The organism is Staphylococcus sp. FSL W8-0271, assembly GCF_038006605.1.
GTDB classification, from domain to species: domain Bacteria; phylum Bacillota; class Bacilli; order Staphylococcales; family Staphylococcaceae; genus Staphylococcus; species Staphylococcus cohnii.
The window spans coordinates 84,156-100,250 of the sequence record NZ_JBBOVM010000001.1; the positions used below are offsets into that span (position 1 = coordinate 84,156).

At 31.6% G+C, this 16,095-nt stretch carries 11 protein-coding genes and 2 pseudogenes; 8 read left to right on the forward strand and 5 right to left on the reverse strand.

Annotation, left to right across the window (positions count from 1 at the left end):
- Positions 1-278 precede the first annotated feature (278 nt).
- On the reverse strand, positions 279-1,259 hold the full coding sequence (locus NST87_RS00350) for a tRNA dihydrouridine synthase (RefSeq protein ID WP_340721147.1): 981 nt from the start codon (positions 1,257-1,259) through the stop codon (positions 279-281).
- 199 nt (positions 1,260-1,458) lie between these two features.
- Between NST87_RS00350 and lqo the strand changes: the two genes are divergently transcribed.
- Entirely contained in the window at positions 1,459-2,943 is a 1,485-nt protein-coding gene (gene lqo / locus NST87_RS00355; RefSeq protein WP_340721148.1) for an L-lactate dehydrogenase (quinone), read from the forward strand.
- A gap of 271 nt (positions 2,944-3,214) precedes the next feature.
- A pseudogene (locus NST87_RS00360) lies at positions 3,215-3,293 on the forward strand (DUF4176 domain-containing protein); the annotation flags it as partial.
- A gap of 503 nt (positions 3,294-3,796) precedes the next feature.
- Here the strand turns inward: NST87_RS00360 and NST87_RS00365 are convergent.
- Positions 3,797-4,348, reverse strand: a complete 552-nt coding sequence (locus NST87_RS00365) for an isoprenylcysteine carboxyl methyltransferase family protein (RefSeq protein ID WP_052437226.1) — start codon at positions 4,346-4,348, stop codon at positions 3,797-3,799.
- Positions 4,349-4,403: 55 nt separating this feature from the next.
- Between NST87_RS00365 and NST87_RS00370 the strand changes: the two are divergent.
- The 4 genes and pseudogenes from NST87_RS00370 (at position 4,404) to NST87_RS00390 (ending at position 10,426) form a co-directional block, all read left to right on the forward strand.
- Positions 4,404-5,078, forward strand: a pseudogene (locus NST87_RS00370) (IS6-like element IS257 family transposase).
- Between the two features lie 79 nt (positions 5,079-5,157).
- The gene (locus NST87_RS00375) at positions 5,158-7,026 is read left to right on the forward strand and encodes a glycosyltransferase (protein WP_340721149.1); all 1,869 of its coding nucleotides are present in this window, start codon (positions 5,158-5,160) and stop codon (positions 7,024-7,026) included.
- Positions 7,027-7,799: 773 nt separating this feature from the next.
- Positions 7,800-9,863: a heavy metal translocating P-type ATPase gene (locus NST87_RS00385; RefSeq protein WP_340721150.1), complete on the forward strand. Its 2,064-nt coding sequence runs from the start codon at positions 7,800-7,802 to the stop codon at positions 9,861-9,863.
- A gap of 17 nt (positions 9,864-9,880) precedes the next feature.
- Positions 9,881-10,426 carry a YdhK family protein gene (locus tag NST87_RS00390; RefSeq protein ID WP_340721152.1) on the forward strand — a complete coding sequence of 182 codons (546 nt, stop codon included), beginning with the start codon at positions 9,881-9,883 and terminating at the stop codon, positions 10,424-10,426.
- 555 nt (positions 10,427-10,981) lie between these two features.
- Here the strand turns inward: NST87_RS00390 and NST87_RS00395 are convergent.
- Both NST87_RS00395 and cstR read right to left on the reverse strand, forming a co-directional pair.
- Positions 10,982-11,737 carry a sulfite exporter TauE/SafE family protein gene (locus tag NST87_RS00395; RefSeq protein WP_064263695.1) on the reverse strand — a complete coding sequence of 252 codons (756 nt, stop codon included), beginning with the start codon at positions 11,735-11,737 and terminating at the stop codon, positions 10,982-10,984.
- The gene (gene cstR, locus NST87_RS00400; RefSeq protein WP_019468539.1) at positions 11,737-11,997 is read right to left on the reverse strand and encodes a persulfide-sensing transcriptional repressor CstR; all 261 of its coding nucleotides are present in this window, start codon (positions 11,995-11,997) and stop codon (positions 11,737-11,739) included. The genes NST87_RS00395 and cstR overlap by 1 nt, the downstream gene beginning before the upstream one ends.
- 137 nt (positions 11,998-12,134) lie before the next feature.
- Here cstR and cstA point away from each other — a divergent pair, with 137 nt between their 5' ends.
- Together cstA and cstB are read left to right on the forward strand one after the other, a co-directional pair.
- Positions 12,135-13,202, forward strand: a complete 1,068-nt coding sequence (cstA, locus tag NST87_RS00405; protein ID WP_019468540.1) for a persulfide response sulfurtransferase CstA — start codon at positions 12,135-12,137, stop codon at positions 13,200-13,202.
- A gap of 28 nt (positions 13,203-13,230) precedes the next feature.
- The gene (gene cstB, locus NST87_RS00410; protein ID WP_019468541.1) at positions 13,231-14,565 is read left to right on the forward strand and encodes a persulfide dioxygenase-sulfurtransferase CstB; all 1,335 of its coding nucleotides are present in this window, start codon (positions 13,231-13,233) and stop codon (positions 14,563-14,565) included.
- A 357-nt stretch (positions 14,566-14,922) separates the two neighbouring features.
- On the opposite strand, the gene chrA is transcribed toward cstB, so the two are convergent.
- A complete protein-coding gene (gene chrA, locus NST87_RS00415; protein ID WP_019468542.1) occupies positions 14,923-16,086 on the reverse strand; it encodes a chromate efflux transporter in 1,164 nt (387 codons plus the stop codon).
- Positions 16,087-16,095 lie beyond the last annotated feature (9 nt).

A 16,095-nucleotide genomic window follows, 5' to 3' on the forward strand; every position in this document is an offset into this window, starting at 1 on the left:
TATATTTAATTTATCATAATATTGTTCAGTTTAACTTGAAACTCATAATGTTCAATATATGTTCATCATTCTATATTTTGTATAAAAAACATGGACTATATTTAAAAGTTTGCTCATTTACTTTTCGGCCCATTATATGTTTAAATGATCAGTCTAAAACTTATTTTCATTTCACTTACATAAATTGTTCAGGATTTTTAACTCTATATTAAAAACTTCCCTCTGACTCAACAGGGGGAGGTTCATTTATTGTTGATTATGCTTATCAAATTCCATGCTTATACTTCTGAGCGTGCATCCATACGTGCTTCAAAAGTATCGAGTAGTGCTCTTGCTTCGGTAATGGATTGGGTGTTCATTAACTGATGGCGGAGTTCGCTAGCGCCTCTAATGCCACGTACGTAGATTTTGAAGAATCTGCGTAAACTTTTGAACTGTCGGGCTTCATCTTTATCATATTTTTCAAATAAAGAGAGATGTAAGCGTAATAAATCTAATAATTCTTTACTTGAATGTTCGCGTGGTTCCTTTTCAAATGCGAATGGGTTATGGAGGATACCTCTACCAATCATAATGCCGTCAATACCATATTTATTTGCGAGTTCTAGACCAGTTTGTCTATCGGGGATATCACCATTGATAGTTAATAGTGTATTTGGCGCAATTTCATCACGTAACGTTTTGATAGCTTCGATTAATTCCCAGTGTGCATCTGCTTTACTCATCTCTTTACGGGTACGTAGATGAATGGATAAATTTGCGATATCTTGTTTGAAGACGTGTTTTAACCAGTTTCGCCATTCATCGATATCGTAATAACCTAAACGTGTTTTTACACTGACCGGTAGACCACCCGCTTTAGAAGCTTGAATGATTTCGGCTGCCGTTTCAGGTCGTAAAATTAAGCCGGACACTTTACCTTTTTTCGCAACATTTGCAACAGGACACCCCATATTTAAATCTATACCTTTAAAGCCCATTTCCGCTAAGCCGATACTCATTTCTCGGAACTGTTCTGGTTTATCGCCCCAGATATGCGCTACCATTGGCTGTTCGTCGTCACTAAAAGTTAAGCGTCCGCGCACACTATGAATACCTTCAGGGTGGCAGTAACTTTCAGTATTGGTAAATTCAGTGAAAAATACATCTGGTCTCGCAGCTTCACTGACAACATGCCGAAAGACAATATCTGTCACGTCTTCCATAGGTGCCAAAATAAAAAACGGACGTGGCAATGTACTCCAAAAATTTTCTTTCATGGTTTATTTAAACCTTCTTTATGATAATAATCTCGTATTTTTACGCATGATGATATTACCATAAAACTCACATAGCTGACTACAACTTTTAAATAAATGATTAGTGAGACTTTTGCGCTTATTTGTTTAATATATGTTTAAAGTGGTACGGTCCAAATATGTACTATTTTAATATATAAATTTAGAAAGGAACATGCACATGAGTGAAGCAAATCATAAAAACATCGTTGTTGTAGGTGCAGGAATTATTGGTACGTCAGTAGCGACAATGCTTTCAAAAGTAAGTCCTAACTGGCATATCGATATGTTTGAAAGACTAGAGGGCGCTGGTATTGAAAGTTCAAATGAAAATAATAACGCTGGTACAGGACATGCGGCATTATGTGAATTAAATTATACAGTTGTACAAGATGATGGTTCAATTGATGCGTCTAAAGCACAAGAAATTAACGAGCAATTTGAATTATCTCGACAATTCTGGGGTAATTTAGTTAAAAATGGAGATATTTCTAATCCTGAAGAATTTATTCAACCATTACCGCATATTAGTTTCGTAATGGGACCTACAAACGTTAACTTTTTAAGAAAACGTTATGAAACACTTAGAACAATTCCAATGTTCGATAATATTGAATATACAGAAGACATGGAAACAATGAGAAAATGGATGCCATTAATGATGGAAAACCGTGAGCCAGGACATCAAATGGCAGCAAGTAAAATTGATGAAGGTACAGATGTGAACTACGGTGCGTTAACGCGTAAGCTAGCACATTACTTAGAACAAAAATCTAACGTTTCATTAAAATATAATCACGATGTTGTAGATTTAACACAAAGAGAAGATGGCAAATGGGAAGTTGTCGTTGAAAATAGAGAAACGAAAGAAAAAGTAACAAAAATTGCAGATAAAGTGTTTATTGGTGCTGGTGGTCACTCTATTCCGTTATTACAAAAATCTGGCGTTAAACAAAGAGAACACCTAGGTGGTTTCCCAATCAGTGGTCAATTCTTAAGATGTACAAATCCAGATATTATTAAACAACATGCGGCTAAAGTTTACAGTAAAGAACCTCAAGGTAAGCCACCAATGACTGTACCACACCTTGATACACGTTATATCAATGGTAAACAAACATTATTATTTGGTCCATATGCGAATATCGGCCCTAAATTCTTGAAATTCGGCTCAAATTTAGACTTATTCGAATCAATCAAACCATATAACATTACTACAATGTTGGCTTCAGCGGTTAAAAATGTACCTTTAATTAAATATTCAATTGATCAAATGATCAAAACTAAAGAAGGTTGTATGAACTATTTAAGAACATTTATTCCTGATGCTAAAGATGAAGATTGGGAACTTTATACTGCTGGTAAACGTGTTCAAGTAATCAAAGATAGTGAACAATACGGTAAAGGTTTCGTAGTATTTGGTACTGAAGTTGTCAATTCAGACGACAATTCTATGATTGCATTATTAGGTGAATCTCCAGGGGCTTCAACATCATTATCAGTTGTATTAGAAGTTTTAGAGAAAAACTTTGCTGATGACAAAGAAGCATGGGAACCTGTTGTTAAAGAAATGGTACCAACATACGGTCGTTCATTAATTAATGACGAAAAATTAATGAGAGAAACACGTCGTGAAACTTCTAAAAATTTACATTTAAATAGATAAGTATTTTAAAAATAGAATTATATGTCACGAAATAATGACATGATGTGTGCACCTCGTAGCATTAGTTAGAATATCTAATGTTACGGGGTGTTTTTTATAGGAAATAGGAAGGAGGTGCGATTTAATTGAATAAGGGAGATATGTGCGATAGTGAGACATAAAGACAAAAAATGAACAAGTTGAGTGAATACTAGAAACGTATACAATACTTGATTCTATAAAAGTAAAAGAAGAGTTTTTTAAAGGTATAAGACCGTTGTTATGTTGAAATATGTTTGATTATTCTACTTGTAAGTATTATGTCGGTGTTGTGGAGGATGAAATTTATTATTTCAACGAACGAAGTATTGAAAAGTTATTTTTGATTAAGATAGATTTCAAGATTTACTTTAGAAAAAATAATTTAGATTCTAAATTTTAACAAAGTACAGTGACAAAAGAAGATTATTTTGGTTTAAACTAACTTAAGTCATAGATAAGAAAATGAGATTGTTAAAACACTTCGGAGCACACTTCATTATAAAGTGAAGGTGTTCTAAATTTATGTTTGCTCATCTTTCAAGCTGTAAATCAAAACCTGCTTATAACTTACATGTGTATCAAATTAAAACAAACGAAATTACCTAACTCATGTGTTTGGCTATATAATATAAAGGTTGAGTGACGAAGTGTGAGATAACAAAGGTGAGTGTTAGGGTTGTCTGACGTAAGACATACAGCACTCTAAAAAATAGCTCACCTATCTCTACCATTAATAGAACAGTTTGCAAATGGTAATTCTGAAACTTATCACTGGCATATCTACGTCTTTGTATTAAAAACCTACAGTCCGTACGTTTAAATAGCGCATTTTTCAAAATGTTGCTTTAAAGATGTGCGTTCTGAGTAGCGTGATTGTAGGCTTTTTATTATATATATTCATTAAATTCTCTTCTTGACGAATCCGTGCAATTAAGAAATAAGCATATGGAACTAATAAGAGTGTTGTGTATGTAGCATGTGTTAGTAGCAATACACCGATTAATTCGGGAATGATATTTAAAAAATAGTTTGGATGTTTTGTTACTTTATATAATCCTGATTTGATAATAGGGTGATTTGGCAGTATAAATAATTTCAATGTCCAAATGCGCCCTAGTGTCTTTATGACTATAAATAACATGATATAAGCGACGATCAATATGATTAAGCCAATGCCGTTAAGTAGACTAAATGTATCCTTATGAATAAATGTTTCTATAGCTGCACTCATGTAAATGAATACATGCGTAATGGCTAGATATTTTGAATTTTTCACACCATATTCCACAGCGCCCTCTACCTTTAGCTGTTTTGCGTGTTGCATAGATATATTTAAGCTGATGAGTCGAATACAGAAAAAGATAAATAAAATAGTTAAAATCAGGTTCTGTTGCAAAGTTGAATTTATAGTATAATTTTAACAAAAAGGAGTCTTCTATATGAACTATTTTAGATATAAACAATTTAACAAGGATGTTATCACTGTAGCCGTTGGCTAATATCTAAGATATGCATTGAGTTATCGTGATATATCTGAAATATTAAGGGAACGTAGTGTAAACGTTCATCATTCAACGGTCTACCGTTGGGTTCAAGAATATGCCCCAATTTTATATCAAATTTGGAAGAAAAAGCATAAAAAAGCTTATTACAAATGGCGTATTGATGAGACGTACATCAAAATAAAAGGAAAATGGAGCTATTTATATCGTGCCATTGATGCAGAGGGACATACATTAGATATTTGGTTGCGTAAGCAACGAGATAATCATTCAGCATATGCGTTTATCAAACGTCTCATTAAACAATTTGGTAAACCTCAAAAGGTAATTACAGATCAGGCACCTTCAACGAAGGTAGCAATGGCTAAAGTAATTAAAGCTTTTAAACTTAAACCTGACTGTCATTGTACATCGAAATATCTGAATAACCTCATTGAGCAAGATCACCGTCATATTAAAGTAAGAAAGACAAGGTATCAAAGTATCAATACAGCAAAGAATACTTTAAAAGGTATTGAATGTATTTACGCTCTATATAAAAAGAACCGCAGGTCTCTTCAGATCTACGGATTTTCGCCATGCCACGAAATTAGCATCATGCTAGCAAGTTAAGCGAACACTGACATGATAAATTAGTGGTTAGCTATATTTTTTTACTTTGCAACAGAACCAATATTTATCTATGAGGGGTATGTATGAAAATATTAATGATTATCCATTTTATACCACAGATAATATAAACAAATTAGTAGATTATATTAATAAAGAAGAACTAGTTGAATATTCAAATTTCAATGACAAATTTAGCCCTAAAGATTCTATAAATGGGTCTCAAGAAATAGTTGAGCATATATTGTTTAGCAAAGATAGTGAAAATATTCAACAATTTGATAACTACAATATGAAACCAAATGTATATATGTTTGTTGGACCAATGTGGGATACAGGAATAACAGCAGCGTTAAAAAATTTATTAAAAAATATTGATACAACTAAAAGAAATTATATTCTTTGTTTTGAGAGAAAAGCGATTAATAAATTAGGAGAAGAAAATTTAAGGTCACTTCCTAGTAGTGTAAAAATATATCCTATAGAAGGAATAAGAATTTTAACAGCAGATGAAAAAAAATTACATAAGAAATATGAAATGGAAGGAAATTCGACAGGGTTTTCAGATAATCTCACAAATATACAGAATAGAGAAATCAGAAGAGTGTTTGGTAATAATATCCCTGACTATTATATCCATTATACAGGTTTTGAAAGCAAATATTCTGAGTATGTAGTGTTTCTTAAAAATTTTGGTACAAAAACTATGATATATGTACATACTGATATGTTTGAAGATTATAAAAATAAAAAAAATTATAATAAAAATTTAGTTTCAGATGCTTGGCAACATGCTGATGAGTTAGTTTTAGTTAATGAACACCTTAAGCAAGGTTTTGAGGAAAACTTTTTTTATGAACTTGATAACATTTCCATCGCTAACAATTTTTTAGGTGTTAATAGAATAAGTGACCTTCTTAAAGAGGATTTTATAGACACATTTCTTAAAGTTAGATTTCATTTTAGAAGTTTTGAAAATTCGAAAAGTGATTTATTCAAAATATTAGATGAAACTTTTGTAGATGAAAGTGCTTCAAGTGATGAATTGATTCAAAAGGCAATTACTTTATTTAAAGAAAATCCTGTTGTTAAATATGCTAAGAGCGAAGATCAAAAGAAAATTTTATTACAAAATAACGAATTAAGACAAGAATTACAATTGTCATATATAAAAGTTGCATATGGAGATCAATTGATTAGAGATTTTTCAAAAAGCATTTCTGATAAAGATAGATATATCAATTTAATGGTGAAACTACTAAGAGATGAAATAAACACTAATTATTTTTTAAGACACTATGAAAGTATTCAAAAATATATTACTCGATATTATGAAAATATGAATTCTAGTTATATCGATTGTGATGAATATACTCTGAAAGAAGCTTTAGAATTATTTAAAGGTGATTTTGGTTTAAGGAAAATGGAAATTTTAAAGGAAATAGAAGATCCTAATATAAAAGTATTTTTCAATATAGGAAGGTTTGACCAGCAAAAAGGGCATGATAGGTTAATTCATGCGTTTGAAAAAGTATATGAGAAAGATAATAATACTAGATTATATATACTTTCGTCTTATGGTCCTATTAAAGAAAAGACATTAAATCAGATAAGACGAAGTAGTGCGAAAGATGCAATTACTGTTTTTGACAGAATGAGCAATCCATATTTATTACTTAGTAAAGTTGATGCGTTTGTATTGTCTTCTTATTATGAGGGGCTAGGCTTAGTTGTATATGAAAGTATGTATGTAAATACACCAGTAATATCAGTCAATCTTGATACAACTACACAATTTTTAAAAGATAGTGATATCATTTTAGTAGAAAATTCTGAAGAAGGACTAGTTCAAGGCATGAAAAGGTTGATAAATAACGAATTACCAACTACAAAGTTTGATTTCAAAAAATATGAAATTAATAGAGTGAAGGAATTTGAAAACTTATTTTAAACAATACGAAAAAGATAAGTGAATGAAATTGAGCATAGAATGACCAAATAGTATAGATAGATGTAGTGTTTATATATTTTAGTTTAAGTGAAATGAAAAATTAATAGTATTATTATAAGAGAGTAATTATGATTTATAAGAGCATCTATATTGATATATAGATGCTCTTTCTTGAATAGAAGTATATGATTCTCTTTGAAATACACTGAGAAAACTAATTTTTTTAGCAATATCACTAACAAGGGGAAGCGTATCACAAATAAAACTAAAAAATAGGTTGTATATAACTCACTTTGAAATTGATTGAATATATAGTAACTTTAATAGAATGCAGCTATTGTGGCGTAGAATATGAGAATCAAAAAATGATTAATATAGTTTGAAGAGAGTGAGCATAAATACTAGAAAAATGGCCAGTAAATGAGTTTACTATAAACTCATTTACTGGCTTCTCTAATAATTATCAAGACAATTTTCGTTTCTAGGCATACTTTGAAATGCGCTATTTTCTTTAAGAATATTAATATATGACTTGTGTTGGTAATGATAACCTTGGTTAGAGTGTATTGTCATGTGATAGTTAAGATTAGATCTTTTAATTAAAACATTGTTTTAAATATCGATGACAAGGTCTAATGTAGGACGTGTAGACATAAGTTTCGGAATTATATAAATCCATAAAAGTAGATAAATCGAAAACATTTATACCCTGGGTGGGTATATGTTATAGTATAAGTAGCTTTACTATAACATTTTCATTAGGAGGGGTTAATTTGAATAATAATGGTGAAGAGCATAATCATCAAAATCACATGAATCATTCCAATCAAATGCATCATGATAACCATGCCTCACATCATCATCATAGTGGCCATGCACATCATCATGGAAATTTTAAAGTTAAGTTTTTTGTTTCATTAATTTTTGCAATACCTATCATTCTTTTATCGCCAATGATGGGTGTTAACTTACCTTTTCAATTCACATTTCCAGGTTCTGAATGGGTAGTGTTAATATTAAGTACAATTTTATTCTTTTATGGTGGTAAACCGTTCTTGTCTGGTGGTAAAGATGAAATTGCTACAAAAAAACCAGGCATGATGACCTTAGTTGCCCTAGGTATTTCAGTAGCTTATATTTATAGCTTGTATGCTTTTTATATGAATAACTTTAGTAGTGCAACTGGTCATACAATGGACTTTTTTTGGGAATTAGCAACCTTAATTTTAATTATGCTATTAGGACATTGGATAGAAATGAATGCTGTCGGAAATGCTGGAGATGCTTTAAAGAAAATGGCAGAACTGTTACCTAATAGTGCTATTAAAGTTATGGATAATGGCCAACGCGAAGAAGTTAAAATATCAGACATCATGACTGATGATATCGTCGAAGTAAAAGCCGGAGAAAGCATTCCAACAGATGGTATTATCGTTCAAGGACAAACATCTATAGATGAATCCCTAGTCACTGGAGAATCTAAAAAAGTACAAAAAAATCAAAATGACAACGTCATCGGGGGTTCTATTAATGGGTCTGGAACAATACAACTCAAGGTTACAGCTGTGGGAGAAGATGGATATCTTTCTCAAGTTATGGGACTTGTTAATCAAGCACAAAGTGATAAATCTAGTGCTGAATTGTTATCTGATAAAGTAGCGGGTTATTTATTCTACTTTGCTGTAAGTGTTGGCGTGATTTCTTTTATTGTCTGGATGCTCATTCAAAATGATGTTGATTTTGCATTAGAACGTCTTGTAACTGTGTTAGTCATTGCTTGTCCACATGCTTTAGGCTTGGCAATACCTTTAGTCACTGCACGTTCTACTTCAATTGGTGCACATAATGGTTTAATTATTAAAAATAGAGAGTCTGTAGAAATAGCTCAACATATCGATTATGTAATGATGGATAAAACTGGTACTTTAACTGAGGGTAACTTTTCTGTGAATCATTATGAGAGCTTTAAAAATGATTTGAGTAATGATACAATATTAAGCCTTTTCGCCTCATTAGAAAGTCAATCTAATCACCCATTAGCTATAAGTATTGTTGATTTTGCGAAAAGTAAAAATGTTTCATTTACTAATCCACAAGACGTTAATAATATTCCAGGTGTCGGATTAGAAGGTCTAATTGATAATAAAACATATAAAATAACAAATGTCTCTTATCTTGATAAACATAAACTTAATTATGACGATGACTTGTTTACTAAGTTAGCTCAACAAGGTAATTCAATCAGTTATTTAATTGAGGATCAACAAGTCATTGGCATGATTGCTCAAGGAGATCAAATTAAAGAAAGCTCAAAACAAATGGTAGCTGATTTACTATCAAGAAATATTACACCAGTCATGCTTACAGGTGACAATAATGAAGTGGCACACGCTGTCGCAAAAGAATTAGGTATTAGTGATGTCCACGCACAACTCATGCCAGAAGATAAGGAAAGCATTATAAAAGATTATCAAAGTGACGGTAATAAAGTCATGATGGTCGGAGACGGTATCAACGATGCGCCGAGTCTTATAAGAGCCGATATTGGTATAGCAATTGGTGCAGGCACAGATGTTGCAGTGGATTCAGGTGATATCATACTTGTTAAAAGTAATCCATCAGATATTATTCATTTCTTGACCCTTTCAAATAATACTATGAGAAAAATGGTGCAAAACTTATGGTGGGGTGCAGGTTATAATATTGTTGCTGTACCTTTAGCAGCTGGTATTTTAGCATTTATCGGCTTGATTTTATCACCTGCAATAGGTGCTATTTTAATGTCACTAAGTACGGTTATTGTTGCAATTAATGCCTTTACATTAAAATTAAAATAAAAGATAGGAGTTTTATTATGATTAAAAAATTATTTTTTATGATATTAGGATCATTACTAATATTATCAGCTTGCTCCAATAATGATGAAAAAGATAAAGACACTAATGACCAAAAAAGTGAGAGCCATATGAAGCATAATGATGAAAGTAAAGTTCCAGAAGATATGAAATCGACTAATGAGGGTGAATTTAAAGTGGGAGATAAAGTAACGATTACAGCAGGGCATATGCCAGGTATGAAAGGTGCAGAAGCTACTGTAAAAGGTGCGTATAAAACATATGCCTATGTTGTAAGTTATAAACCCACAAATGGAAATGAAAAAGTAAACAATCATAAATGGGTCGTAAACGAAGAGATTAAAGATGCACCTAAAGATGGATTTAGTAAGGGCGATACTGTTAAATTAGAAGCAAGTCATATGTCTGGTATGAAAGGTGCTAAAGCCAATATAGATAACGTGAAAAAGACTACTGTTTACGTAGTTGATTACAAATCCAAAGATAATGGTAAAATCATTAAAAATCATAAATGGATGACAGGAAATGAGCTGAAAGCACGATAAAAATCTAGTTCTAAATTGAGAAATAAATAGATATAAAAATATCCTCCTTAATCAATAATTTAAATAACTTATTATTGTTAAGGAGGATATTTTTTAGTGTGTAAATTAAAAAGAATTTTAGAAGAATAACATTTATCAAAAAACTGTTCATTACCTTATTAATTGAAATTATATAATTAAAAACCGCATCATTAGCCAATACGCAGAGCCATATAATAAATAATCCTGAAAATCCACCCAATTTAAAGATTAATTGGGTGGATTTTTAGTTTAGGTTAAATAATATAAAGATAATAAACATGACACTTGTAAAGCGATTTAATTCTTGTACTTTATCACTAAGATTTAAATAGATAATGATAGGCTTTTTGTTTTTTTGATACAATGTCACAAAGGTCTTTTGAATAATCGAATTCTTTATTATTGATTTTATGTTTCTCTTTTCTAATCCCTTTACGATATCCATAGTTATTGAATGCTATTTTGTGATACTAATACCTAATTTTTGGTGTGTATAATTATAAATATCAGGAGTTGCCTGACAAATTTCATTGATTAAAAGATAAGTTGAATAATTGCAACAATGATTAAAATACTGATGATCCATTTTTGTATGAAGTTAGGGATCTTTTTACTTAATTTCAAACCTAAGGGAGCAAAGAGAATACTCCCTATTATTAGAAATAATGCGTCTTCAAAAGGAATGTAACCTTGTATAAGTTTAATGATAAAGGCACCAATTGAAGATATAAAAGCAATTACTATACTATTAGCAACTACCGTATTCATTGGTAATTTGAATAAAACTAGCAATATAGGAATAATAATAAAAGCGCCGCCTGCGCCAACTATACCTGAAATGATACCAACGAAAAGACCAACCATAACTAATAATGGTTTGTTAAAGGAAGACTGATTTAAATTCGGTTTTACGTTAATAAACATTAAAATTAATGCGATTAAAGCAATGATAATATATATTGCATTTACAAATTCAGCATTAAATAAATTTGCTAGGAGTGCGCCTAACATGCTCCCTGTAATCATACCTCCACTCATATAAATAACTAATGGTGGGGAGAATTCTGTTTTTTTTCGCGCTTTTAATGACCCACTTAAAGTACTGAAAAAGACTTGACTGGAAGTAAGTCCTGAAGCGATGTATGCACTGTATGCAGGAACACCAAATAGTGGCGGTAATAATAAAATAGCTGGATAAATAATGATAGCACCACCGATACCTACTAGACCCGAAATAAAGCCTCCGAATACACCTATAAGTAACATCATAATAACAGTTGAAATATCCATTATTTACTTTTTACCAATAAGTTAACGGCTTCATTAATCAATTCTTCAGAATTTTCACCATTATCCTCTGCTGCTTTTACACATTCTATTAAATTTTCACTAATGATAATCCCCATCAAACGTTGGATTGAACTTTTTGATGCACTGATTTGAGTAATGACATCTTTACAATCTTTTTCTTCTTCCATCATTTTAATAACTCCATTGAGTTGACCTTGTATTCTATTAATACGATTAATCATTTTTTTATCATAATGCATAGTTATTCCCACCACTTTTAATTGAATAAAGTCATAATAATAGATAGAACCAAAAATGTCAAATACCCCGTTGGGTATTTGACATGCTGTAAACAATCAGTTAATATACCCCTATAGGTATTTATTAGGAGGATATTATGAAACAATATAACGAAAAGCATATCAACAAATTCAGTAAACAAGAATTAGAAAAATTGGGTGCACAAGGTCAACTGATTGACGTAAGAACAGAAGAAGAATATGAGCTTGCACACATAAATGGTGCGACATTACATCCTGTAGATAAGATTGAATCGTTCAATAAAGATAAAAACACAACCTATTTTGTACACTGTAAAAGTGGTACCAGAAGTGCTAAAGCGAGCGAATATTTAGCTGAACAAGGCTACGACATTGTTAATTTAGACGGTGGCTATAAAGCGTATGAAGCAAAAAACGACGATGATAATACATTAGAAGAAAATACTAATGTAGCAATTAAAGCAGAGCGTAAACAATTTAACTATAGTGGTCTTCAATGTCCAGGTCCAATTGTAAACATCAGTAAAGAAGTGAAAAATATCGAAGTAGGCGAGCAAATCGAGGTTACAGTTACAGATCCTGGGTTCTTTAGTGACATTAAAAGCTGGGTCAAACAAACAGGACATACGTTAGTTAAACTGGATGAAAGTAATAATGGAATTAATGCCATTATTCAAAAAGAAAAACCAAAAGACTTGGAAGTGAACCATACTGCCAAAGGTACGACAATTGTACTATTTAGTGGTGAGTTAGATAAAGCAGTGGCAGCAATGATTATTGCGAATGGCGCTAAGGCTGCAGGCAGAGACGTAACTATTTTCTTTACTTTTTGGGGACTCAACGCGTTGAAAAAGAACCAATCCGTTCATGTTAAAAAGCAAGGTATCGCAAAAATGTTTGACTTGATGTTGCCAAAAACACCTGTACGCATGCCGCTATCTAAAATGAATATGTTTGGTTTAGGTAATATCATGATGCGCTACGTAATGAAAAAGAAAAATGTTGATTCCTTACCGTCACTCATTGACCAAGCAATCGACCAAGATATCAAATTAATCGCTTGTACGATGAGTATGGATGTTATGGGCATTCAGAAAGAAGAGCTCAGAGACGAAGTTGAGTACGGGGGCGTAGGTACTTATATTGGTGATACAGAAAATGCGAATCATAATTTATTCATCTAATTAAATCTATTAAAAAAGGAGTTTCAACATGTTTTTTAAACAATTTTACGATAATCATTTATCTCAAGCATCTTATTTAGTTGGCTGTCAACGTACAGGAGAGGCAATAGTAATTGATCCTGTTCGTGATTTAACAAAATATATGGAAGTTGCAGATAGCGAAGGTTTTAAAATTACACAAGCTGCAGAAACACATATTCACGCTGATTTTGCTTCTGGAATTCGGGACGTGGCAGAACGTTTAAACGCCAATATATATGTATCTGGCGAAGGTGATGATCAATTAAGTTATAAAAATATGCCGGAACATACAAATTTTGTTAAAAATCAAGATATTATTCAAGTAGGTAATATTAAATTAGAAGTCTTGCATACACCTGGTCATACCCCAGAGAGTATTAGTTTCTTACTCATAGATGAAGGTGGCGGCTCAAGTGTTCCAATGGGTTTATTTAGTGGTGACTTTATTTTTGTTGGTGATATCGGTAGACCTGATTTACTAGAAAAATCAGTACAAATGGAAGGTACTACAGAGATTGGTGCAAAACAGATGTATCATTCTATAGAAGGTGTTAAAGATTTACCAGATTATATTCAAATATGGCCTGGACACGGTGCTGGAAGTCCTTGTGGTAAAGCATTAGGTGCCATACCAATGTCTACGCTAGGTTACGAAAAAATTAATAACTGGGCATTTAATGTAACAGATGAATCTAAATTTGTTGAAACATTAACATCAAATCAACCAGCGCCACCCCATCACTTTGCACAGATGAAAAAAATTAATCAGTTTGGTATGAACATGTATCAACCATACGACGTTTTTCCTAGTTTAGATAATGCAAGAATAGCCTTTGATCTTCGTAGTAAAGAAGCCTTTCATGGCGGTCATACTGAAGGTACAATCAATATTCCTTACAACAAAAACTTCATTAACCAAATCGGTTGGTATTTAGACTATGAAAACAGTATAGATTTAATTGGTGATAAATCTACCGTTGAGCAAGCAACACATACTTTACAATTAATTGGCTTTGATAATGTAGCAGGTTATCGTTTACCAAAATCAGAAATTTTAACCCAATCCATCCATAGCGTTGATATGACTGGTAAAGAAGAATATATACTTGACGTACGTAATGAAGAAGAGTGGAATAATGGGCACTTAGATCAAGCAGTCAATATTCCGCATGGTAAATTATTAAATGAAAATATTCCATTTAATAAAGAGGATAAAATATACGTACATTGTGAGTCAGGTGTTAGAAGCTCAATAGCAGTGGGTATATTAGAAAACAAAGGCTATGAAAATGTCGTGAATATTAGAGAAGGCTATCAAGATTTCCCAGAATCATTAAAATAATTTAAAGATGTGGAAAAGTGAGTAGTCATATCAAATTGTTATTGTAAGACAATCAGATATTATAATACCACCAAGTTTATTTAGAATAAATAGAAGTTTAAAAGAAATATAGATATGATTCCTAATTAGTCATAATAGCAATAGATTTATAAAATTAATATAAAACCTTTTCTAGTGGAAATGTAGTGAGCCCAAAAAGTTTTACTTTTTGGGCTCACTACATAATTAATGGTTTTTTACTATCTTTTACATTGAGATAAAGTACTATAATTACACGAAATCAATTATTTTAATTTATAATGGTTACTTTAATAACTATACTTATAAAATTTATTCTTTGATTATGAACGAGAAAGATTAGTAAAACATTATACCTATTATAATGCCTATTAGTACAATAGACCAGGAAGGTAATTTATAATACACCAGGAATACGAATAATGAGCTAGCTAGAACAAAGTCTAATTCTGATTTAATAGTTGAAGCCCAAATCGGATTATAAAATGCAGCGATAAGAATACCGACTACACCCGCGCTTATACCTTTTAAAAAACCTTCAGCATAAGTGTTAGATTTAATATCATCCCAAAATGGTAACACTCCAAATAATAATAGAAATGCTGGTAGGAATATAGCGACAGTAGCCAAAATTCCTCCTCCAATACCTTCTATAGACATGCCAATATATGAAGCGAACGTAAATAATGGTCCAGGTACAGCTTGAGCAGCAGCATAACCCGTTATGAAGCTATCAGGTGATATTAAACCTTGTGGTACAAATTCATTTTCTAATAAAGGTAATACGACATGACCACCTCCAAACACTAAAGAACCAGATCTATAAAAACTATCGAACATTCTAAGCCATAAATTATTCGTCATAGAACTAACTATAGGTAATACAATTAATAGTAAAAAAAATAATGAAATTGAAATAAACCCTAACATTTTAGGTAATTTAAATGTCTTCACTCTTAAATTATTTATGTCTGTAGAGGTTTCTTTTAAAAAGATAAGACCATATATACCAGTAATAGATAATGCGATTACTTGAATGTAAAGATTATCAATTGTTAGAGATAATATAAGAACAAATAATGCCAATGTAATGGTACTTTTAGTATTTGTTAATTTTTTACCCATACCTATTACGGCTTGGGCAACAATGGCAACAGCTACTAGTTTTAATCCTTGCATCCAAGTTAAACTAGAATCATTGTTAATAATTAATGCTGAAAAAACCATAAGTATAATCACAGAAGGAAGTGTAAAACCAATAAAAGAAATAATTCCTCCCAGAATTCCTCCTCTAATAGTTCCTATACCAATACCAACTTGGCTGCTTGCAGGTCCAGGTAAAAACTGGCATAGCGCTACTAAATCTGAGTATTCTTTTTCATCAAGCCATTTTCTTTTCTTAACATACTCATCATAAAAATAACCTAAGTGGGCAGTTGGTCCTCCAAATGATAGTAATCCAAGTTTTAATGCAACAAAAAATATATTTATATATTTATACATAAAAAACTC